We start from the raw sequence: 20,461 nt of genomic DNA, 5'->3' as shown, positions 1-20,461 counted from the left end.
ACGCACAAGGATTGGGCGCCTATCGGTGGCTGGGTGCTTTTTAGGCAAAAGGGTCGCGAGAACCGTTGTCTTAAGGTCCGAGCCTTCCCCTCTTGGACTCCATTATCAGTTTGATGGTGGTGACATGCAGTCGGATTTCAGAAGCGGTGGCGGATTTTCCCGCAGGGCCTTCCTCGAGGGCCTGAGCAGTGTCGGGGGCTCTGCGCTCCTGTTGGCGGGCATGACCGCCATGGGCTTCGGTATCGCTTCGGCGCAGGCGGCGCCGCCCAAGCTGAGCGGCGGCAATGGCAAGAAGATCGTGGTCCTGGGGGCCGGTGTCGCGGGCATGACCAGCGCCTATGAGCTTTCCAAGGCTGGCTATGACGTCACCGTGCTGGAAGCCCGCAGCTTCGCTGGCGGCCGCTGCCAGACAGCCCGTAGCGGCTTCAAACTGACCGAACTGGGCGGAGAGACCCAGGTCTGCGACTTCGATGATGGCCAGTACATCAATCATGGCCCCTGGCGGATACCCTATCACCACCAGTCGACCCTGCATTACACCAAGGAATTCAACATCCCGCTGGAGATCTTCGTCAACGACAACGACAACTCCTATGTGATGTACGGCAAGGGCAAGGGGCCCCTGAACGGCAAGCCGATCCGCAAGGGTCACGTGGCCGCTGACGTCCGGGGCGGCGCCGCCGAAATCCTGGCCAAGGTGGTCAAGCAGGGCGCCCTTGACCAGCAGATGACCGCCGATGACCGGGAAAACCTGATCGCCTACCTGGTCCGTGAGGGCTATCTGACCAATGATCTGGCCTACAAGGGCGCCGAGGGGCGCGGTTATGACATTCACCCCGGAGCCGGGGTTGATCCCGGGCCCGGCAAGCTTACCACCCCCAACAGCTTCAGCGATGTCCTGGCGGGCGGCGCCTGGAAGACCCTGGGGTCGGTGACGGGCTATGAGCAGCAACGCACCATGTTCCAGCCGGTTGGCGGAATGGATCGCGTGGCCAAGGGGTTTGAGGGCGCAGTTGGCCACCTGATCAAGTACTCAACCAAGGTCAAATCCTTCAGGCAGAACGCCAAGGGCGTCGAGATCGCCTACGAGGACGCCGACGGCAAGCCGGGGGTGATCAAGGCCGACTACTGCATCTGCACCATCCCCCTTTCGGTCCTGCGTCAGATGGACTTCCAGGTTTCCAAGAAGTTCAAGGAAGCGATCGGCGCCGTGTCCTACGCCCTGGTGGGCAAGATCGGCCTGCAGATGAAGCGCCGCTTCTGGGAAGAGGATCACCAGATCTATGGGGGTCACATCTATTATGATGACCCCGAAATCCAGACCATGTCCCTGCCGTCCTATGGCTGGCAGGGCAAGAAGGGGACGCTGCTGGGCTATTATAATTTCGGCGCCCAGGCGGCGAAGGTCAGCGCCCTTTCACCTGCCGAGCGGGCCAAGCTGTCAGGCCGCGCCGGCGATCGGGTGTTCGAGGGCTTCTCTTCGAACATCGACAAGCACTTCTCAGCCTCCTGGCACCGGATCGAACACAATCTGGGCGGTTGGGCCCAATGGGACGACGAGGGTCGCGAGACCGCCTATCCCATCCTGTGCGAACCCGACGGCCGGCTTTACCTGGCCGGGGAGCACCTCAGCTACATCACCGGCTGGCAGGCCGGCGGCATCGAAAGCGCGTGGCAGCAGATCGGCAAGCTGCACGCCCGGATCAACGCGGCCTAAGGGGAGGGACATGGTGTCTGTTGTTTCACGTCTCGCAGTTGGGACGTTTGGATTTGTACTGGCGGCGACTCCGGTCGCCGCCTTCGCAGCCGGGGGTCAGTCCCTGTTCATGGATAACTGCGCGGCGTGCCATCAGGCCAGTGGCCTGGGCGTTCCCGGCTCATTTCCGTCCCTGAAGGGCAGCAAGGTCGCCCAGGGGGACCCCAAGGTGCCGATTACCCGGGTCCTCAAGGGACGGGGCGGCATGCCGTCCTTCCAGACCGAACTCACCGATCTGGAGATCGCGACCGTCCTGACCTATGTGCGCAGCGCCTGGGGGAACAAGGCCTCGCCAATCCAGCCTGCCGATGTCACGGCCCTGCATGGTGGTCGTCGCGAAAACGCCAAGGCGTCGCTTCTGGCGCACTGACCAGGCAGGACGTCGGGACTAGCGGACGATGACCGGCGCCATGTTCTCGATGTCCTTCTGCAGGGCGATCTGGGCGGCGGTGACAGCGTCACCCTTGCCATTGAAGACCAGCTTTCCGCCCTGGGCGAGAAGATATCCCGTCACCATTGAACCTTCGTTGACGGTGATATTGGCGCCTGAACTCATCACGAAGAGGGATGGCGAAAAGTAGAGCGCTCCTTTGACCGTCAGGTTGGCCGACTTCACATAGCTGGTGGCGATAGGGCTCGTTGTGGGGCCGGGGTCCTGGTAGAAGGCGAAACCGTCCAGGTCGCCTGCGCCTGCGGCCGGGGTCACGACAACACTTCCGGCGCTGTTTATCTTCAGTCCCGCGTTATGCCCTTCAAGGACGAAGGTCACGCCGTTTGCTGTGACATCTGTCGAGCCTCCGCTGATCTGCAGGGGGCCGTCCTTGATGTAGTAGACGCCGGGCTGGAAGGTCGTGTCGGCATTGATGGTCAGGCCGCCACAATAGCCGCCAGGGGATAGTGTCGCTGACGACGTGACCACCTTGTTGGTGTGATTGCAGCTGTGGGCCGGAATGGTCAGGTTCTTGAAGGGGTCGGGGAACAGCTGGCAGGTCGGCATTTTAGCCGGCTGGACATCCCCGAAATGGATGTCCCCCACATAGCAGTTCTGGCCGTCATTGATGTGGATATACGACCCGTCCTTCTCGGCTTCGACGGCGTCCCAGTGGGCCGTATTCACCTGGACCAGGCAGTGGTTGAGATCCATGAACCCATTCTTGCCGGACCGCAGGGTGTGGTTGTCGAAGGGTTCTGTAATCAGGATGCAGACCGGATAGGGGGTCGGCGCGCCAAGCCGGGCCTTGGATGTAACCGACAGGTTCACCACACCGTCCCAGACGGGCGTGGCAATGGCGCCCTTTGAGCCGCCGGTGTATCGCAGCAGGACGGATTTCTCTGTCGAATCCACGGTGATGTTCGTGTCCAGCAATTCCGGGCGGGTCGGATTCGCCGCCTTCAGATAGCCTTTCACCCGGTCCTCGATGGCGGTCACCGTGGGGGTGTTTCCAACGAAGAGTTGCGCGCCAGCCAGGGCTGCGGCGTCCAGTGAATCCTGGATGCGGGACTTCTCCGAAGTTGCAGAGGCGAAGGAAATGGCCCCGAAGGCAAGGCCGACCATGACGGCGGCGGAAATGGCGAAGGTAAGGGCGGAAACGCCGTCTTCTCTGTGCCAAAAAGCGCGAAACATGGGTGATTCGTCCGGATTGGAGGGTTGTTTCAGACCCTTTCATCACAATTTTAAAGATTAAATAACGCTGGATTGCTATCTGGAGCCGCAGCTGAATTGCTCTGGGGAAATCCATGTCGCCATTTCTGGCCCTTGCCATTGCGACTCTTGCGAGTGGTGCAGACAAGGCGAATATCTGCAGGTTTGTATCTGCGACGCCTGTCGATATCTTGATCTTCGAAGACACCGCCATCAACGATGAAGGCGAGTTGATCGGGTCTGAGCACGTTGAGCCGGATGCGCCATCGCCGTGGATCATTGCCCCGGCCGAAACCGTAAGGATCAAGTATCGGCTGGGTAAGGGATCCCGTTGGGTGCCGCTTGGACGCGTGAACTGCTCGAAGGGCGCGACGCTCCGCATACTCTAGCTGGAGGGCGCCTGAACAGGGCCAGGGCCCTTGGCGCTACTTCTTCGGCTTCTTGCCCAGATCATTGGGGCAGCCCTGTTCGGCCAGATCCACCCTGGGCTCTGAAACCAGGAAGACGTCATACCTGATCCCGTGGGTCGCCGAAGGTCCGCGGACGATCTGACCCAGGGCCTCCACGCGGCCGAAGCAGGTGACGAGATCCTTGGCGTCCACCCGCCGGTCCAGGTCGACAATGAGGCCGGGGCGGCTCTGGTCAGGGCTGGGGCCTGGGTCCAGATATCTCTCCCGTTCGATGACCTGGAGCAGGGGTGCTGTGATGGCGCCAGCATTGGCCAGCTGGGCTGCCGTGCCATAGCCAACGGTTCCAACCCACGCCGCGCCTGCTGACGCCCGGCGCGCCTCGACAGCCCGGGCGAAGGGCGTCCAGTCCCGCAGGGTCAGGACGGGGTCCTTGCGCCCGAGGGACGGGGCGGATCCGAAGGCGATGAAACCGATCAGTCCAAGGCTGAGCAGATACCCGGCGCCGATCGCCAGGCCCCGAAGGCGCCTTGCCCTGGCGGACTGTGAGTCCCGGTCCGCGAAAATGGCGGCGGCGATGACCAGACCCGCAAAAAGAGGCACGGGCCAATGGGCCTGAACCCGGTCGTGCAGGGCGTGGGTCATCAGGTAGATGATGAAGGGCAGGCTGGTCAGGACCGGCAGGGCAAGGGGCCCCGAGCGGTCCTTCCAGGCGGCGGGAAGGCTCCGCGCCGCCAGAATGGCGATCATGGGATTGAGCAGCAGGAACTGGGTCAGCACCAGGTCGCCCAGATGCTTGGGGTTCAGCCCGCCCGGAGCGACCCGGCCAAACTGCTTGTCCATGGTCAGCCAGTCATGCTGGGCGTTCCAGGCGAGGTTGGTCGAGAACACGCAGCCCGCCAGCAGGGCGGCGATCCATGGCCATCGGGTGCGCAGCATGCCTCGCCCCTCGGCGGTTGACACCAGCCAGAGGAAGACGCCCGGACCCAGGAAGAGGGCGGAGTATTTGGAGATGCAGGCCAGACCGGCTGCGAGGCCAGCGAGGATCCACCAGGTCGGGCTTCGTCCGGCATGGATCCGGCTGAGGGCCCAGAGGGTCACGACCCAGAAGAGGGTCGCCGAGGCGTCTGGGGTGGCGAGAATGCCCCCCAGGCCGATCGTGGTCGTGGCGTTGTACCAGACGCTGGCGCGCAGGGCTGTCCCGGGCGCGGCGCCCAGATCGCGGGCTATGGCGGCGACAAGTATGGAGGCAATCCCGGCGCCAAGGACGGGCAGAAGCCGGACTCCAAGGGGCGTGGGGCCGACCAGGGCCTGACCCAGGGCGATCCACCAGGCCACCATGGGCGGGTGGTCGTAATAGCCGAGGTGCAGGTTCTGGGCCCAGAGTCGGTAATAGGCCTCATCCTCGGTCAGGGGGATGATGGCGGCCGCTACAAGCCGCAGGGCCGTCACAGCCAGTACGAACAGCCCCAGCCTGTGCTGAAGCCGGGTGGTCTCAGCCGTCACCATACCGCCTTGGACGTGGTTACATAGTTCCAGGCCGCAGCGACCACGGCGCCGGCGATCCCGGCCGCGATCCATGCTGCACCATGTTGATAGACGACCGAAGCCACCGCCACGTTAGCTGCGAGCGGCACGCTGCAAAGCAGGCAGAACTTCACATATCCCACAATCAGGTCGAGCCCCTGCTTGCGACGGTCCCGGTAGGTGATGGAGTTGTTGATCAGATAGTTCGAGGTCATGGCGCCCAGGGCCGCAAAGGCCTGGGCGAACGGAAACAGGGCCTGTGAGTCGAAACCGACATTCAACATGGCCCTCAGGAGAACCAGGTTCACGACTATGCCGCTGGCCCCGACAATGGCGAACATCAGGAACCGGGGTGATACGGCGTCACGGGTAAGCTTGGCGGTCAGCAGGCCCAGATACTGGACCACGACGCCGTTATCGAGCTTGGAGTCGCCGGCCTCCCGGGCGCGGAAGGTGTAGGGCAGTTCCAGGGTGCGGATTGGCGTCGGCTGGCAGGCCACGATGTCAAACAGGATCTTGAAGCCGTCCGTGGCGAGCTTGGACGCAACCGGGTCCACCTTGTCCCGCCGGATCATGAAAAAGCCGCTCATGGGGTCGCTGAGCTGGACCTGCAGAACCTTCTGGCCCAGCCAGTTGGCGAACCGGCTGCCGGCCTCACGGGTGGCGCCAAGAGCCGAAGCGTCGGCGTCTTCCCCGCCCACATACCGGCTTCCCACGACCAGATCCGCCTCATCGGCCTGCAGGGCCTGGAGCATTTTCGGCAGCAGGCGTTCGTCGTGCTGGAGGTCGCCATCCATGACGGCGACAAAGGGGGCGGCGCTGGCCAGAATGCCTTCTATGACCGCGCCCGCCAGCCCGCGTCGTCCCATGCGGTGCAGGCACTGTACCCGGGAATCTTCCGCGGCAATGGCCTTGACCTCGGCGGCGGTGCCATCCGGGGAGTTGTCATCGACGAAAATGATCTGCCAGCGTTTCCCGGCCAGAACAGCTTCGACCTTGCTGACCAGCTTGGCGACATTGGCCCGCTCATTGAAGGTTGGCACCACAACGGTGACCTCCAGCCTTTCGGAAGGTGCTGCGGTTTTGGTCGGAGCGGTCTTGGCCAAAGGGGAATCTCCTGATGAGCCCGGTTTACAAGGCCGACCGACTCGACGCCACACCTTGGACACGAGATGGCTGCACTGTGGGCCCGGGACGCCTATCTCTTAGGATGAGATGTTCAGGAGTTGATGAAGATGAGCATGGTTCGCACAGCTGTTCTGACGGCGGTGGTTTCCGCCTGCCTTGCAGCCCCGGCCATGGCCGCTGAGTCTGTGGATGGCAAGCCCAAGCCCGGCTACTGGGAGGTGGGCGAGATCGCCACCCTGCTGTTTTCAGCCAAGAAGATCGAGCACCGCTGCCTGGTGGGATCTGAAATCACCAAGTTCCTGAACGGCCCCAGCAACCGCCATTATGCCTGCACCTATCCAACCCGGGCCACAGGCGACGGCAAGATCCGTCTGAAGGGCAGTTGCGCCACCAAGAAGGGGCAGGTGGCCTATGTCTCGGCCCAGGGGACCTATTCGCCGACAACCTTCAAGCTGGTCATGTCCATTTCCACCAAGATCGGCGGTGTGCCCCTGTCGGGCAAGGCAACCACGGACGCAAAGCGGCTGGGCGACACCTGTCCCGCGGACGCCCTGCGTTCAGACGAGGCCAAGGCGGCTCTGGGAACCAGCAATACCCCCGAATAGCCGGGGCTCAGGCCAGTTCGCAGATCCGGCCGGGTGCTGCGTCGGTATAGACGCCCCTGGCCCAGGCGACCTGGCCATTGACCAGGACCGTATCGACCCCGACGGAGTCGCGGACATAGCGCATGCCGCCGCCCGGCATGTCGAAGACCGGTCGCTCATCACCCCGGTCTATGATCATCGGGTCGAATATCACCACATCCGCCGCATAGCCCGGTTTCAGAACGCCGCGGTCCTTCAGACCCCAGATCTCGGCCGTATCCAGGGTGATCTTGCGGACCGCCTGTTCCAGGGTCATGGCTCCGGAATTCCGGACAAACTCGCTGAACAGATAGCCGGTGTCCCCATAGGTGGAGAACGAGTTGATGTGGGCGCCGCCGTCGCTGGCGCCGATATGCACCAGGGGATTGGCCAGCATGGGCCCGATCCGCTCGGTTGAGTCATGACCGCCATTGGCCGCCAGGAAGGCGATGTCCAGGTCGTTCTCCAGGGACAGGTTGATGAGCGCCCGGGCGGGAACCTCACCGCGCTCGGTAGCAAGATCTCCCAGGGTGCGACCCACCAGATGTTCCGGGGCTTCGCCGCCGCCACGGACCACAAGCCTTCCCATCAGGCGCACGCCGCCATCTTCTCCGACATCGGCCACCAGCTTGTCGGCTGTGGCGGGATCCCGCAGGGCTGCGATCCTGTCTGCTACCGGCAGCCGCAGGACCTTGATCCAGCTGGGCAGGCGGGCAAAGAACAGGCTGGGCCGAAGCAGTGAAAAGCTGATGTCGATGGGGCGGGTCTGCATCTGCGGCCAGACCCTGGCCCCCCGCGCCGTCTGTTCCTCGATCCGCGCCAGGGTGCGGGGCACATTGTTCGGGGACTGGCGGTTGTCGAAGACCGGAGACAGGGTCGTGGGGATCCTGTGCTTCAGGGACAGCTCGGCCAGCTGATCTATCCGGGCGATGGTGATGTCCGTGTCGTAGAATTCAGGCACGATCTGGAGCATGCGGCCAAATTCGCCGAGGACGGCGCAAAGGGCGTCCAGCTCCTGATACTGGGCGAAGCGGCTGGGGACGGGACGGGCGTTCTCATCCACATCGACAAAGCTGGTGGACAGGCCCACAGCGCCGGCCTCCAGGCATTCCCGCAGGAGGTCCTGCATGGCGGAAATCTCGTCCGGCCGGGCGGCGCGCTGCTGGGCGTCGGCGCCCATGACCCAAAGACGGATGACGCTATGGCCCACCAGGGGGGCCACATTCACGGAAAGCGAGGCCTCGATGGCCTTCCGGTAACCAGCGAAATCCTCCCAGGTCCAGTCGAACGCCTGGGTGAAGGCCTCCGGGGGCATTTCCTCGATCTGCTGGAACATGCCCACCACGGCCTTGCGGTCCTGAACCTTGATGGGGGCTAGGGAGAGGGAGCAGTTTCCTGGAATGATGGAGGTCACCCCGTGCTCAAGGGCGGGTTTCGCCGCGCCGTCCCAAAGAAGCTGGACGTCGAAATGGGTATGGGGATCGATGAAGCCGGGGGACACCACCATTCCGGCGACATCGATGACCTGTTTTCCGCCATCCTTCAGGTCTGGTCCGATGGCGGCGATCCTGCCGTCCCTGACGCCGATATCGCTGAAAAAGGCATCCGAGCCGGTTCCATCAACGATCATGCCGTTCTTGATCAGGATGTCGAACATTCAAACCCCCTTCATGATGTCGCGCCAGGGTCGGCCAACGAGGTCTGCGGAGCTGGCGGCGCCACAGGATTGCATGATTTCAAACGCGGAGTCGGCGTCAAGGGTAACGGACCCTACGACACCATTCTCGTATCGGACGGTAATGACAAGGTCAGCTTCGCCATCATGGCCCGCGGCGATGTCGGCCGCCAGGACTGTGGCCAGGCTCATGCCTGGGGTGGCTCGATGAAGACCACGTCGCCGCCGAGCAGCAGCCCCCTCGGGCGACGCATCAGGAAAATGTGCAGGTTCCAGCCGCGGATCTGCTCCATGGCGGTCTCAAGCGGCAGGTCGGGGAGGGCGCGGGCGGCCAGGGATTCCAGGGTCTCGTCTGGTTCCGGCGTTGTGAACCGACGTTGGAGAGAAAGCGCCATGGCCTTGTCCACCCTGATCGGCGGGCTTTCCCGCTCTGGAATTTGTGGAGGCCTGACCCGGAATCGAACCGGGGTGCACGGATTTGCAATCCGCTGCGTAACCACTCCGCCATCAGGCCAAGTTCCGACATAGCCGGGAGGGCGGGATGGCTAACAGAAGCAATACGACACGGCAATCACCTTCGCGCCTTTGCATTGCCTTCTTGTGGGGGACAGACCTATAAGCGCCGGGAGTCGCCGAGGGATTTTCCAGAATCATGACTGATCTCGCCGCAGCCCGGGCAAACATGGTCGACAGCCAGGTTCGCACCGCAGACGTCACCGATTTGCGAATTCAGGACGCCATGCTGGCCCTGCCAAGGGAAGACTTCGCCCCGAAGGGCAAGGCCTATCTCGCCTATACTGACGCTCCGCTGGAGTATTCCCCCGGTCGCGCCCTTCTCAAGCCGCGCGATGTCGCCAAACTCCTCCAGGCCGTCAAGCCGGTCGAGGGTGAGAAGGCGCTGGCGATTGCAGCGCCTTATGCAGCCGCAGTCCTGTCCCACATGGGGGTTGATGTTGTCCGCCACGATGGGGACGACCTGAATGCCGTCCCGGCAGGTGGTTTTGATCTGATTGTGGTCGAAGGCGCGGTTGGCAAGGCGTCAGAGGCCTGGATCAAGGCCCTGGCCCTGGGTGGACGAATGGCTCTGGTCGAGCGCGACGGTCCCGTCGGCAAGGCCTGCCTCTATGTCAGGAATGCTGACGGCGTTGGCCGCCGGGTGCTTTTTGACGCCACGCCGCCGGTTCTCGCAGGCCATGAGATTTCTGCAGGCTTTGCGTTTTAGTCGGCGCTGAAATCTTAATCTCCATCGCGTGTGAAAAAAGCTTAAGGTGACGACCTCTAGTCGCCGGGCAATTCGACGGTCATAAGAGGCCAAGCTTTTTCTCGCTTTGGTCGGGGATACTGTATGTCTAGACGAACACGTGGTGCTCCCATCGCCGCGGTTTCCGCCGCCGCCCTGATGTTGGGTCTGGCGCCTTTGTCGGCCCATGCCGACACCCTGGCCGACGCCATAGCGCTGGCCTATGCGTCCAATCCGACGATCCAGGCGCAAAGGGCGAGCCTGAGGGCGCTTGACGAAAACTGGGTTCAGGCCCGGAGCGGTTTTCGGCCCAGCGCAAGCGGGCAGGTCACAGCCAGTTACAGCGAGACCCGGATTCCGGCCCTGGTCGGCAATATCGAGTCAAACTCGGGTCGCGCCGTCCTTTCCCTCAATCAGCCCATCTACACCGGCGGCCGGGTTGGTGCGGCGGTTGCTGCGGCCCGGGGGGACATCCTCTCAGGTCGTGAAGCCCTTCGTCGGGTCGAGGCTCAGGTCCTGGGCGCGGTGATCCAGGCCTATATGGATGTCCGACGGGATCAGGAATCCCTGCGGATCCAGAACGAGAATGTTGCGGTCCTGCAAAGGCAGCTGGAAGAATCAAAGGCGCGTTTCGAAGTGGGTGAAATCACCCGCACCGACGTGGCCCAGTCGGAGGCCCGACTGGCGGCGTCCGTCGCCCTCCGCCAATCCGCTCAGGGACAACTGGCGGTGAGCAGGGCGAATTTCGCCGCTGTGGTTGGTCAGGCGCCCGGTGAACTGGCTACACCTCCATCCCTGGATCCCCTGATCCCTGAGACGATCGACGGCGCCATGGATGTCGCTGAAAAGGACAATCCCCAGATCCGTGGCGCGCAGTACGCCGAAGACGCCGGCCGCGCCCGGGTGGCGGGCGCTCGGGCGGAACGACTTCCGTCCCTGTCCCTGCAGGCGACCCTGGGCGAAAGCGGGGTGGCCCAGCCCCTGCATACTGAAACCTACACGCGCAATGTCACCGGCGCAGCTGTTGTGACCATTCCGCTTTTTGCCGGCGGGCTGACCAATTCCAGGGTCCGCGCCGCAGTCGAGCGGAACAATGTCGACAGGATTACGGTCGAGATTACCCGTCGGTCGGTCATTCAGAGCCTTACCCAGGCCTGGAGTTCACTGATCGCGGCCCGGGCGAACATCATTTCCACCGAGCAGCAGGTGAAGTCAGCCAGGCTTGCCGCGGAAGGTGTGCGTCAGGAGCAGCAGGTTGGTCTGCGCACCACGCTGGATGTGCTGAACGCCGAACAGGAACTGCGTCAGGCACAGCTTTCCCAGGTCAACGCCAATCGCGACGCCTACGTCGCCGCCGCGACCGTCCTGAACCAGATGGGTCACCTGACGGCTGACCTCATCCCGGCGACGTCCCGCTATGACGCCAAGGCCAATTTCAACAAGCTGCGGATGACCTGGGGCTGGGTGCCCTGGGAGGAGCCGATTGCAATCGTCGATTCGGCCCTGACGCCGAAGGCGAAGGAAAAGGCGGCCGTGACGGAAAGAACGCCCCCGAAATAGCCCCGGCGCTATTGGTTCCCGTGCGCGGATTCGCCTCACACACGAATCTGTCCTTGCGTCCTACGCCGGAAATTGCAGGATCACGTCTGCATACCCAGCCTCGAATGCAGGGATTCTCTTTCGCTTCAGTGACGGTTCGCCATGTCTGACTCTCAATCCCAAGAACCGACAATGGAGGAAATCCTCGCCTCCATCCGACGGATTATTTCCGAAGATGAGGCGCCAGCCGGCGAAGCGCTTCCACTTGCCGATGAAGAACCTCTGCCCGAGCCAGCGCCCGAGCCTTCGCCCATCGTCCTTGAGGACGAACCTCCGCCCCCACCGCCCCCGCCGCCGCCTCCACCCCCGCCGCCCGAACCTGAGCCGGCATACGAGGACGATGTTCTGGAATTGACCGAAAAGGTCGATACGGTCGGTGATCTGGACGTCTATACCCCCGCGCCGGTCCCGCCGCCCTTGCCGGAACCCACCTATGACCCAGGTCCTGGGCTGGTAGGTACGCCCGCAGCCAGCGCAGCCGCGGCCGCGTTCGAGCACCTCTCGACCTCAATTCTGATGCCTCGCGACGGGCGCACCCTTGAGGACGTAACCCGCGAACTGCTGAGGCCCTTGCTGAAGCAGTGGCTTGACGACCATCTGCCCAGGATTGTGCAGGAAACCGTCCAGGCCGAAGTCGAGCGTATTTCCCGCGGCAGCCGCGGCTAGGGCGTCGTCGGGCGGCCCATTTCGCGATCTGATTTCAGGATTGGGCGGGATCTCACCTGATTCCGCTCTGTCGCGCCTTTCGCGGGCGTGATCGGGCGTGTATTCACCGCCTACAGGCGAGCCATGCTAGACAAAAATTTCGATCCAAAAACCGCTGAACCGCGTCTCTACGCCCAATGGGAATCGTCGGGCGCCTTTGCGCCGACCGATGATCCGGCTGCAGAGCCGTTCTCCATAGTGATCCCTCCGCCCAATGTGACGGGGTCCCTGCACATCGGCCATGCCCTGAACAATACCCTCCAGGATGTGCTGATCCGCTTCGAGCGCATGCGCGGCAAGGCTGCCCTGTGGCTGCCGGGGACGGACCACGCCGGCATTGCGACCCAGATGGTGGTTGAACGTCAGCTGGCTGCTGCCGGCAACATGACCCGCCGGGACATGGGCCGCGAAGCCTTTGTGGCCAAGGTCTGGGAATGGAAGGCCGAGAGCGGCGGAACCATCACCAACCAGCTGCGACGCCTCGGCGCTTCGTGCGACTGGAGCCGGGAGCGCTTTACCCTGGATGAGGGGCTCAGCGCCGCTGTTCGGAAGGTGTTTGTCACCCTCTACAAGCAGAAGCTGCTCTATCGCGACAAGCGGCTGGTGAACTGGGATCCAGCCCTGCAGACGGCGATCTCTGACCTCGAAGTCGAGCAGAAGGAGGTCGACGGCCACTTCTGGCACTTCGCCTATCCTCTGGAAGACGGTACGGGCGAGATCGTGGTGGCCACCACCCGCCCTGAAACCATGCTGGGCGATACGGCCATCGCCGTGAACCCGAAGGATGAGCGCTATCAGCACCTGATCGGCAAGGCTGTGCGCCTGCCCATCGTCAACCGGCCCATTCCGATCATTGCCGACGACTATGCCGACCCGGAAAAGGGCTCGGGGGCCGTGAAGATCACCCCGGCCCACGACTTCAACGACTTCATGGTCGGCAAGCGCAACAACCTGCCGATGATCAACATCTTCGACGCCTTTGCGAAGATCAACGAGAACGGCCCCCGGGAATATCAGGGCCTGGATCGTTTCGCCGCCCGCAAGAAGGTGGTCGAAACCTTCGAAGAGCTCGGCCTCCTGCGGGAGATCGAGAAGACGAAGCACGCCGTCCCGCACGGCGACCGCTCCGGTGTCGTGGTCGAGCCCTATCTGACCGATCAGTGGTATGTGGACGCCAAGACCCTGGCCCAACCCGCCATCAAGGCGGTGGAGGAGGGGCGTACGGTCCTCGAGCCCAAGGCCTGGGAAAAGACCTATTACGAGTGGATGCGGAACATCGAGCCCTGGTGCATTTCCCGCCAGCTCTGGTGGGGACACCGGATCCCGGCCTGGTATGGTCCTGACGGCAGGATCTTCGTTGAGGAAACCGAGGCCCTGGCCCGGGCCGCCGCCCGCGAACATTATGGCCGTGATGAAGAGCTGAAGCAGGACGAGGACGTTCTCGACACCTGGTTCTCTTCAGGCCTCTGGCCCTTCTCGACCCTTGGCTGGCCGGAAAAGACCGCCGACCTGGCGCGCTTCTACCCGACCCATACCCTGGTGACCGGTTTTGACATCATCTTCTACTGGGTCGCCCGGATGATGATGATGGGCCTGCACTTCACGGGCGAGGTCCCGTTCAAGCGGGTCTTCTTCAATGCCCTGGTCCGGGACGCGGCCGGCAAGAAGATGTCCAAGTCCAAGGGCAATGTCATGGACCCCCTTGAACTGGTGGATGAATACGGGGCAGACGCCCTGAGGTTCACCCTGACAGCCATGTCGGGGCAGGGCAGGGACATCAAGCTCTCGACCCAACGCATTGAGGGTTATCGCAATTTCGGCACCAAGCTGTGGAACGCCGCGCGATTCTGCCAGATGAATGGCTGCGCCCGGGCCGAGGGATTTGACCCGGCCCAGGTCAAGGGCGTGCTCAATCGCTGGATCATCGGCGAAACCCAGAGGGCCTCTGTCGCCGTCACCGAAGCCATAGCCAGCTGCGGCTTCGATGGTGCGGCGACCGTCCTTTACCGCTTCATCTGGAACACCTTCTGCGACTGGTATGTGGAGCTGTCCAAGCCCCTGCTGACCGGTTCAGACGAGGCGGCCAGGGCTGAGACCCAGGCTGTCGCCGCCTGGGTTCTCGATCAGATCCTGAAGCTGCTGCATCCGATCATGCCCTACCTCACCGAGGAACTCTGGGCTCAGACGGCGGACCTTGGCGCTGGGCGTCCTGAAGGCCTGCTGGTGGCAGCCCGCTGGCCGGATCTCTCCCCGGATCTGGTAGATCTGAAGGCCCAGGCCGAGATCGACCTGATTGTCGCTGCTGTGACTGAAGGCCGCTCGGTCAAGGCGGAGCTCAACGTGCCGCATTCAGCCCGTCCGGCCCTGCTGGTGATCGACGCCACGGCCGAACAGCGCGCCGTTCTGGAGGCCAATGCCGCCGTTATCGCCCAGACCCTGCGGGTTTCCGAAGTGAAGTTCGAGGCTGAAGCTCCTCTGGGCGCCATTCCCTTCGTGGTTCAGGGGGCGACCCTGGCCCTGCCGGTGGCCGAGTTCATCGATCTGGCGGCGGAAAAGACCCGCCTGGTCAAGGAGATCGCCGGTCATGTGAGCGACATCGCCCACGTCATGAAAAAACTCGGCAATCCCGACTTCCTGGCTCGGGCCAAGGAAGAGGTGATCGAGGAAAATCGTGAACGCCTGGCTGAGGCTGAAGCCGCAAAAACCAAGCTGGAAGGCGCCCTCAAGCGTCTCGAAGCCGTCGCCTGATACCCTTGAGCCTTGGGGCTGGATGCCCCATGTTCGAGCCTGAATTCCGCTGACCCAACAGGATGTCGAGCATGCGCAAGTTCCTGAGCCTGATCGCCGTCATGACCCTGATGGTTGTCGCTGCGCCTGCGGTGGCGGAGGACAACCCCAAGGGCGAGGCCGCCAAGATTGATCTGCCGGCCTTCCCGGCGGACGCCTCGATCAAGCAGGTCACCCGGGTTGCCGGAAAGACCCTGAACTATACCGCCACCATCGGCTCCCTGCCGGTGCGGGACGAGAAGGGCAAGAAGATCGCCGAGGTGGTTTTCGCCGCCTACACCCTGGATGGCCCCCGTGATCCGAAGCGGCCGATCACCTTCGCCTTCAATGGCGGCCCGGGGGCGGCCTCGGTCTATCTGAACCTGGGCGCAATCGGGCCAAAGCGCATACAGTTCGGGGCGCAGGGCGACTCAGCCTCCGATCCCGCCGCCCTGGTGGACAATCCCGGCACCTGGATGGATTTCACCGACATGGTGTTCATCGACCCGGTGGGCACCGGCTATTCCCGCAGTCTGGTGGATGAGGCCGAGACCAAGAAGCGGTTCTTCCAGGTCAAGCCGGACATCGAATACCTCTCCCGGATCGTCTTTGACTGGCTGGTCAAGAACGGCCGGATGGCCTCGCCAAAATATGTGGTCGGCGAGAGCTATGGGGGCTATCGGGCTCCGGCCATCGCCCGCTTCCTTCAGGCTGAACTCGGGGTCGGCCCCTCGGGCGTCATTCTGGTGTCGCCCTATCTGGACGCCCGCACCGGGGTTGCTGAAGACCTCTCTCCCATTCCCTGGATGATCAACCTGCCGTCCATGGCGGCGGCCAATTATGAACGCCAGGGTAAGGCCCTGTCGCCTGCGCTCCTGTCTGAAGTCGAAGCCTATACCCGGGGTGAATTCGCCGTCGATCTGATGAAGGGCATGGCCGATCCCGCCGCCGTAGCGCGGGTGGTCGACAGGGTTACCCGCTATACCGGGCTGGATCCGGCCCTGGTGAAGCGTATGGGCGGTCGCGTGGATACCCGCACCTTCCTGCGCGAACTCTATCGCGATACGGGCAAACTGCCGTCGGTTTATGACCCCAATGTCACCACCTGGGACCCATTCCCCTGGCGCAACGAGCAGAATGCCGGGGACCCCATCCTCGACGCCATTATTGCGCCGACCACCAGCGCCATGGTCGAGTTCACCACCCACACAGTGGGCTGGAAGGTGGAAGGCCGGTTCAACGCCCTGTCCAACGCCGTGAACCAGGCCTGGGAGCCGGGCTATTACAACACCATCGAGTCGGTCACTGACCTGCGCCAGTCCCTTGCGGCTGACGGCAAGATGAAGGTGCTCATCGTCCATGGTTATGACGATCTGAGCTGTCCGTATTTCGCCAGCAGGCTGATTGTCGACCAGATCCCGCCCATGGGCAGCGCTGATCGGGTAAGGCTGGCCCTCTATCCGGGCGGCCATATGTTCTATTCCCGCACTGACAGCATGGCGGCCTTCCGCAAGGATGTCATGGCGCTCTACGGCGCCCGCTGACCGGCAGGCAAGTCGACAGAAAAGTACTTCGGAGGATGCACCATGACTGACACGACCCTGCCCACCGGCTGGCCCGCCATGTCCATCGCCGAGGCCCATGCGGTTCTCACGGCTCCGGGAATGCCGGGAGAGATGGATGAAGTTCTGATCGGTGGTGTGAAGACCCGGGTCTGGAAGAACCTGCCTCCCTCCCTCCGCTCCGTGGTCGAGGCCGGCCGCGCCCATGGGGAGAAGGTCTTCCTGGTCTATGAAGACGAGCGCGTGACCTTCGAGGCCTTCCATCGCGCTGTCGCCGCCCTGGCCGCCCGCCTGAGTGCTGACGGCGTAGGCAAGGGCGATCGGGTCGCGGTCATCATGCGCAACCTTCCCGAATGGCCGGTTGCCTTCTACGCCGCCGTTTCCCTGGGGGCTATCGTCACGCCCCTGAACGCCTGGTGGACCGGCGAAGAGCTGGAATACGGTCTGACCGACTCTGGAACCAAGGTCGCCCTGGTGGACAATGAGCGCTTCGAGCGCCTGACCGAGCATCTGCCCAACTGTCCGGACCTCGAGCGGGTCTATGTCAGCCGGGCCCGGGAGGAGATCGCCCATCCCCTGGTCACCAAGCTGGAAACGGTGATCGGCGCGCCGCCCACCTGGGGCGGGCTTCCGGATCAGGCGCTCCCGGACGTGGAAATCCTGCCCGATGATGACGCCACCATCTTCTACACCTCCGGAACGACCGGCCGGCCAAAGGGTGCGCTGGCCACTCACCGGGGGGTGAATTCAAACATCATGGCCTCGGTCGTGATCGGCGCGCGGGCCTTCCTGCGTCGCGGTGAAACGCCGCCGACGCCAGATCCCAATGCGCCCCAGGCGGCTACCCTGCTATCGGTGCCCTTCTTCCACGCCACAGGCTGCATCGCCATACTGAACCCCTCCATCATTGGCGGCGCCAAGCTGGTCATGATGCACAAGTGGGATGTGGTGCGGGCCTTTGAACTGATCGAGCGTGAACGGGTCACCCTGGCTGGCGGCGTGCCGACCATTGCCTGGCAGTTGATCGAGCACCCGCTTCGCAAGAACTATGACCTCTCATCCCTGATGAGCGTGTCCTATGGCGGCGCCCCGTCGGCTCCGGAACTGGTCCGGAAGATCAAGGAAACCTTCCCCAATTCATCGCCGGGCAATGGCTGGGGCATGACCGAGACCTGCGCCACGGTGACCAATCATGGCGCCGAGGATTACGCCAACCGTCCTGACAGCTGCGGGCCTGCAGTGCCTGTTTCCGACCTGGAAATCCGTGATCCGGCCGATGGCGTCACGGTTCTGGGCCCCAACCAGGTGGGAGAGCTCTGGGCTCGCGGCCCCCAGGTGGTGAAGCTCTACTGGAACAAGCCCGAGGCGACTGCCCAGACCTTTGTCGATGGCTGGGTCCGGACTGGCGACCTTGCGCGGGTGGATGAAGAAGGCTTCTGCTTCATCATCGACCGGGCCAAGGACATGCTGATCCGCGGCGGCGAAAACATCTACTGCATTGAGGTGGAGAACGTCCTCTACGATCACCCGGCTGTCATGGACGCCGCCGTGGTCGGCATTGTCCACCGCACCCTGGGCGAGGAGCCTGGCGCCGTTGTCACCCTCAAGCCCGGCGCAGAGGCGACCGAGGCCGAACTGCGCGCCCACGTGGCGGAGCATCTGGCTGCCTTCAAGGTGCCTGTGCAGGTCAAGTTCTGGCACGAAACCCTGCCGCGCAACGCCAATGGCAAGATCCTGAAGAACGAGCTGAAGAAGCTGTTCGCAGACCTGGGCTAGATGGCCAGGGTCCGCGCTGACGCCCTGCTGGTGGCCCGCGGCCTGGTCGAGAGCCGGGCCAGGGCGCAGGCGGCGATTGCTGCAGGCGGCGTCCTCGCGGGCGGGCGGATCGTCTCCAGGGCATCCGAAGGCCTTGATCCCGACATCGACCTGGAGGTGACGGCGGCTCATCCCTGGGTCGGACGGGGCGCCCTCAAGCTGGTTCACGCCCTGGACCTCTGGTCGATTTCAATGACGGACAGATGTGTCGTCGATGTCGGCGCTTCCACCGGCGGATTTACCGAAGTCTGTCTCTCGCGGGGCGCCCGGCGGGTCTATGCGGTGGATGTGGGACGCGACCAGCTCCACGCAAGTCTGCGCAGGAATAGCTCCGTGGTGGTTCTGGAAGGCGTCGACGCCCGCAGTCTCTCCGTTGAGCTTGTTCCCGAAGCGCCGGACGCCATTGTCTGTGACGCGAGCTTCATTGGCCTGGCCAAGGTCTTGCCGGCCGCCCTGGGTCTTGCGCGCAATGGCGCGGACCTCATCGCCCTGATCAAGCCCCAGTTCGAGGCAGGTCCTGACCATGTGGGGAAGGGGGGGCTTGTGAAGGATCCGGAGGTTCTGTCCCGGGTTCAGGACGAGGTCTCGGGGTTCCTTGAGGGTGCGGACTGGGCCGTTCAGGCCATGGCCCCCAGCCCCATTTCTGGTGGCGCCGGACAGGCGGAATTTCTGATCCACGCCATCAAGGCCACATAGAAACGCCGCCGGACCCGGGCCCGGCGGCGCTGTAACTCAATCCTGACTCAGGCCCTAGTCGACGACTTGATAGCGGCCGTTGGCGTCCTGGCAGACCCGGACAAAGCGCTTCTGGACCCGGCCGTCCGGCAGGTAGATCGGACTTTCCGCCAGGGAGCAGTTCCCGGCATTGGCCGGTGCCCGCGATGCGGCATAGCGGTCATCGCGGTAGACTGGCTGGCTCTCATAGCGGCGGACGACCACGGTGCTGCGGTCCTGATAGCCGTAGCCATTGTTGGAATAGCCATAGCCGCTGTTATAGCCGCCGCCATATCCTGCCGAGCCGTAACCGCCATTGTAGCGATCATCATAGCCGTAGCCGGAATAGGACGCGTCGCCATAGTCGCGGTTGTCAGTGTTGTAGGCCTGTCGGGGATCGGGGCGGCAGGCGGCGGAGCTGCGGCCTATGCCAGCGCCAACGGCGGCTCCGGCCAGGGCGCCGAGGACGGCGCCTTCCTTGCGGACGCCGCGACCGGCGACATTGGAGCCGATGGCTGCGCCGGCCAGGGCGCCGAGGACGCCGCCCGTGGTCGATCGGCCCACCGTATCGCGACGGCAGGGATCATAGTCGTAGCTGCGCGAGCCATAGTAGGTCGAAGACTGGGCGGCGGCGAAGGACGGCGCCGTTGCGACGGCGGTCAGGGCCATGAGACCGGCGAGGCCGGCCTTGGTGAAGATGGATGCATTTTTCATCGAGGACTCTCCTTACGAGTTCGCTTGAGAATTACGAGCGGCCGCTGGGACGCCAGACGCCGTCCTTGTTGCGGCAGATTTCGAGGTCGTGGTCGCGACCGTCATAGGTCTCGGTGATCCACTGGCAGTTCTTCCGGCTGTAGGCGGTCTGCGCCACGCGGGTCGGGTAGGGCGAGCACTTGATGTAGTGCTTTCCCACCTGATGCCCGACGCCAGCGCCGACAAGGCCGCCGATCACGGCGCCTGCAGCGCGGTCCTTCTTTCCAGCCAGGGCCGCCCCCGCCAGTGCGCCGATGGCGCCGCCGGCAATGGTTCCGTTGGCTGTGGCTTCCTTCTTCTTGGCCACGCAGATGTCACCGCTGCCATAATCGCGGTCCACGGCGGCGGCGTATTGCGGCACGGCCATGGCCGACAGGGCGCAGGCGGCTGCCAGACTGAGGGCGAGTGCGGATTTCATCGGCTTTGTGTCCCTTGATAGCGGCGGCGGAGCCGTCGTGTTGAATAGGGTTATGAAGAAATGAACCTGAACGCGCCTTGAACAGAGTGTGTCGTGTTCATTTAATCAAGGCCAGCGAATGCGCCCCAGAC

19 protein-coding genes and 1 tRNA gene are annotated in these 20,461 nt (G+C 63.5%); 11 read left to right on the top strand and 9 right to left on the bottom strand.

The window, feature by feature from the left end; translation table 11 throughout:
• The first annotated feature begins 124 nt into the window (after positions 1 to 124).
• Together CFE28_11495 and CFE28_11490 are read left to right on the top strand one after the other, a co-directional pair.
• Positions 125 to 1,717: a monoamine oxidase gene (locus tag CFE28_11495; protein ID OYU70557.1), complete on the top strand. Its 1,593-nt coding sequence runs from the start codon at positions 125 to 127 to the stop codon at positions 1,715 to 1,717.
• A gap of 10 nt (positions 1,718 to 1,727) precedes the next feature.
• On the top strand, positions 1,728 to 2,126 hold the full coding sequence (locus tag CFE28_11490; GenBank protein ID OYU70556.1) for a cytochrome C: 399 nt from the start codon (positions 1,728 to 1,730) through the stop codon (positions 2,124 to 2,126).
• 18 nt (positions 2,127 to 2,144) lie between these two features.
• On the opposite strand, the gene CFE28_11485 is transcribed toward CFE28_11490, so the two are convergent.
• The gene (locus tag CFE28_11485) at positions 2,145 to 3,380 is read right to left on the bottom strand and encodes a hypothetical protein (GenBank protein ID OYU70555.1); all 1,236 of its coding nucleotides are present in this window, start codon (positions 3,378 to 3,380) and stop codon (positions 2,145 to 2,147) included.
• Positions 3,381 to 3,493: 113 nt separating this feature from the next.
• On the opposite strand from CFE28_11485, the gene CFE28_11480 reads away from it, so the two are divergent.
• Entirely contained in the window at positions 3,494 to 3,787 is a 294-nt protein-coding gene (locus tag CFE28_11480; GenBank protein OYU70554.1) for a hypothetical protein, read from the top strand.
• A 36-nt stretch (positions 3,788 to 3,823) separates the two neighbouring features.
• Here CFE28_11480 and CFE28_11475 read toward each other — a convergent pair whose 3' ends face one another.
• Together CFE28_11475 and CFE28_11470 are read right to left on the bottom strand one after the other, a co-directional pair.
• Positions 3,824 to 5,386, bottom strand: a complete 1,563-nt coding sequence (locus tag CFE28_11475; protein OYU70553.1) for a glycosyl transferase family 39 — start codon at positions 5,384 to 5,386, stop codon at positions 3,824 to 3,826.
• Positions 5,308 to 6,438, bottom strand: a complete 1,131-nt coding sequence (locus CFE28_11470) for a dolichol monophosphate mannose synthase (protein OYU70552.1) — start codon at positions 6,436 to 6,438, stop codon at positions 5,308 to 5,310. Before CFE28_11470 ends, CFE28_11475 begins: the two co-directional genes overlap by 79 nt.
• A 123-nt stretch (positions 6,439 to 6,561) precedes the next feature.
• Here CFE28_11470 and CFE28_11465 point away from each other — a divergent pair, with 123 nt between their 5' ends.
• Positions 6,562 to 7,065: a hypothetical protein gene (locus tag CFE28_11465; protein ID OYU70551.1), complete on the top strand. Its 504-nt coding sequence runs from the start codon at positions 6,562 to 6,564 to the stop codon at positions 7,063 to 7,065.
• A 7-nt stretch (positions 7,066 to 7,072) separates the two neighbouring features.
• Here the strand turns inward: CFE28_11465 and CFE28_11460 are convergent, their stop codons facing one another.
• The 4 genes from CFE28_11460 to CFE28_11445 form a co-directional block, all read right to left on the bottom strand.
• Positions 7,073 to 8,740: an amidohydrolase gene (locus CFE28_11460; GenBank protein OYU70550.1), complete on the bottom strand. Its 1,668-nt coding sequence runs from the start codon at positions 8,738 to 8,740 to the stop codon at positions 7,073 to 7,075.
• Positions 8,741 to 8,950: a hypothetical protein gene (locus tag CFE28_11455; GenBank protein ID OYU70549.1), complete on the bottom strand. Its 210-nt coding sequence runs from the start codon at positions 8,948 to 8,950 to the stop codon at positions 8,741 to 8,743.
• Positions 8,947 to 9,165: a hypothetical protein gene (locus CFE28_11450; protein ID OYU70548.1), complete on the bottom strand. Its 219-nt coding sequence runs from the start codon at positions 9,163 to 9,165 to the stop codon at positions 8,947 to 8,949. The genes CFE28_11455 and CFE28_11450 overlap by 4 nt, the downstream gene beginning before the upstream one ends.
• Positions 9,166 to 9,198: 33 nt before the next feature.
• Positions 9,199 to 9,272, bottom strand: a tRNA-Cys gene (locus tag CFE28_11445).
• 135 nt (positions 9,273 to 9,407) lie between these two features.
• Here CFE28_11445 and CFE28_11440 point away from each other — a divergent pair.
• The 7 genes from CFE28_11440 to CFE28_11410 all read left to right on the top strand — a co-directional run bounded on the left by CFE28_11440 (position 9,408) and on the right by CFE28_11410 (position 19,141).
• Entirely contained in the window at positions 9,408 to 9,980 is a 573-nt protein-coding gene (locus CFE28_11440) for a protein-L-isoaspartate O-methyltransferase (protein OYU70547.1), read from the top strand.
• Between the two features lie 123 nt (positions 9,981 to 10,103).
• Entirely contained in the window at positions 10,104 to 11,558 is a 1,455-nt protein-coding gene (locus tag CFE28_11435; protein ID OYU70546.1) for a hypothetical protein, read from the top strand.
• Positions 11,559 to 11,699: 141 nt separating this feature from the next.
• Entirely contained in the window at positions 11,700 to 12,263 is a 564-nt protein-coding gene (locus tag CFE28_11430) for a pole-organizing protein PopZ (GenBank protein OYU70545.1), read from the top strand.
• 123 nt (positions 12,264 to 12,386) lie between these two features.
• Positions 12,387 to 15,050 carry a valine--tRNA ligase gene (locus tag CFE28_11425; protein ID OYU70544.1) on the top strand — a complete coding sequence of 888 codons (2,664 nt, stop codon included), beginning with the start codon at positions 12,387 to 12,389 and terminating at the stop codon, positions 15,048 to 15,050.
• A gap of 71 nt (positions 15,051 to 15,121) precedes the next feature.
• On the top strand, positions 15,122 to 16,612 hold the full coding sequence (locus tag CFE28_11420; protein ID OYU70543.1) for a peptidase S10: 1,491 nt from the start codon (positions 15,122 to 15,124) through the stop codon (positions 16,610 to 16,612).
• A 42-nt stretch (positions 16,613 to 16,654) separates the two neighbouring features.
• On the top strand, positions 16,655 to 18,406 hold the full coding sequence (locus CFE28_11415; GenBank protein OYU70542.1) for a fatty acid--CoA ligase: 1,752 nt from the start codon (positions 16,655 to 16,657) through the stop codon (positions 18,404 to 18,406).
• Positions 18,407 to 19,141 carry a TlyA family rRNA (cytidine-2'-O)-methyltransferase gene (locus CFE28_11410; protein ID OYU70541.1) on the top strand — a complete coding sequence of 245 codons (735 nt, stop codon included), beginning with the start codon at positions 18,407 to 18,409 and terminating at the stop codon, positions 19,139 to 19,141. It begins immediately after the preceding gene.
• A 54-nt stretch (positions 19,142 to 19,195) separates the two neighbouring features.
• Here the strand turns inward: CFE28_11410 and CFE28_11405 are convergent, their stop codons facing one another.
• Both CFE28_11405 and CFE28_11400 read right to left on the bottom strand, forming a co-directional pair.
• Positions 19,196 to 19,828: a hypothetical protein gene (locus CFE28_11405; protein OYU71682.1), complete on the bottom strand. Its 633-nt coding sequence runs from the start codon at positions 19,826 to 19,828 to the stop codon at positions 19,196 to 19,198.
• Between the two features lie 76 nt (positions 19,829 to 19,904).
• A complete protein-coding gene (locus tag CFE28_11400; protein ID OYU70540.1) occupies positions 19,905 to 20,330 on the bottom strand; it encodes a hypothetical protein in 426 nt (141 codons plus the stop codon).
• Positions 20,331 to 20,461 lie beyond the last annotated feature (131 nt).

Source organism: Alphaproteobacteria bacterium PA2 (assembly GCA_002256425.1).
GTDB lineage: Bacteria > Pseudomonadota > Alphaproteobacteria > Caulobacterales > Caulobacteraceae > Phenylobacterium.
Note: the sequence above shows the minus strand (reverse complement) of the source record. Positions and strands in the feature narration are given on the sequence as shown.

Bases quoted from the DNA above. Each gene is read 5' to 3' on its own strand.
- CFE28_11420 (OYU70543.1), top strand. From the start codon at position 15,122: ATGCGCAAGTTCCTGAGCCTGATCGCCGTCATGACCCTGATGGTTGTC.
- CFE28_11400 (OYU70540.1), bottom strand. From the start codon at position 20,330: ATGAAATCCGCACTCGCCCTCAGTCTGGCAGCCGCCTGCGCCCTGTCG.
- CFE28_11485 (OYU70555.1), bottom strand. From the start codon at position 3,380: ATGTTTCGCGCTTTTTGGCACAGAGAAGACGGCGTTTCCGCCCTTACC.
- CFE28_11430 (OYU70545.1), top strand. From the start codon at position 11,700: ATGTCTGACTCTCAATCCCAAGAACCGACAATGGAGGAAATCCTCGCC.
- CFE28_11455 (OYU70549.1), bottom strand. From the start codon at position 8,950: ATGAGCCTGGCCACAGTCCTGGCGGCCGACATCGCCGCGGGCCATGAT.
- CFE28_11465 (OYU70551.1), top strand. From the start codon at position 6,562: ATGAAGATGAGCATGGTTCGCACAGCTGTTCTGACGGCGGTGGTTTCC.
- CFE28_11475 (OYU70553.1), bottom strand. From the start codon at position 5,386: ATGGATCGCGGCCGGGATCGCCGGCGCCGTGGTCGCTGCGGCCTGGAA.
- CFE28_11490 (OYU70556.1), top strand. From the start codon at position 1,728: ATGGTGTCTGTTGTTTCACGTCTCGCAGTTGGGACGTTTGGATTTGTA.
- CFE28_11495 (OYU70557.1), top strand. From the start codon at position 125: ATGCAGTCGGATTTCAGAAGCGGTGGCGGATTTTCCCGCAGGGCCTTC.
- CFE28_11425 (OYU70544.1), top strand. From the start codon at position 12,387: ATGCTAGACAAAAATTTCGATCCAAAAACCGCTGAACCGCGTCTCTAC.
- CFE28_11435 (OYU70546.1), top strand. From the start codon at position 10,104: ATGTCTAGACGAACACGTGGTGCTCCCATCGCCGCGGTTTCCGCCGCC.
- CFE28_11480 (OYU70554.1), top strand. From the start codon at position 3,494: ATGTCGCCATTTCTGGCCCTTGCCATTGCGACTCTTGCGAGTGGTGCA.
- CFE28_11415 (OYU70542.1), top strand. From the start codon at position 16,655: ATGACTGACACGACCCTGCCCACCGGCTGGCCCGCCATGTCCATCGCC.
- CFE28_11460 (OYU70550.1), bottom strand. From the start codon at position 8,740: ATGTTCGACATCCTGATCAAGAACGGCATGATCGTTGATGGAACCGGC.
- CFE28_11405 (OYU71682.1), bottom strand. From the start codon at position 19,828: ATGGCCCTGACCGCCGTCGCAACGGCGCCGTCCTTCGCCGCCGCCCAG.
- CFE28_11410 (OYU70541.1), top strand. From the start codon at position 18,407: ATGGCCAGGGTCCGCGCTGACGCCCTGCTGGTGGCCCGCGGCCTGGTC.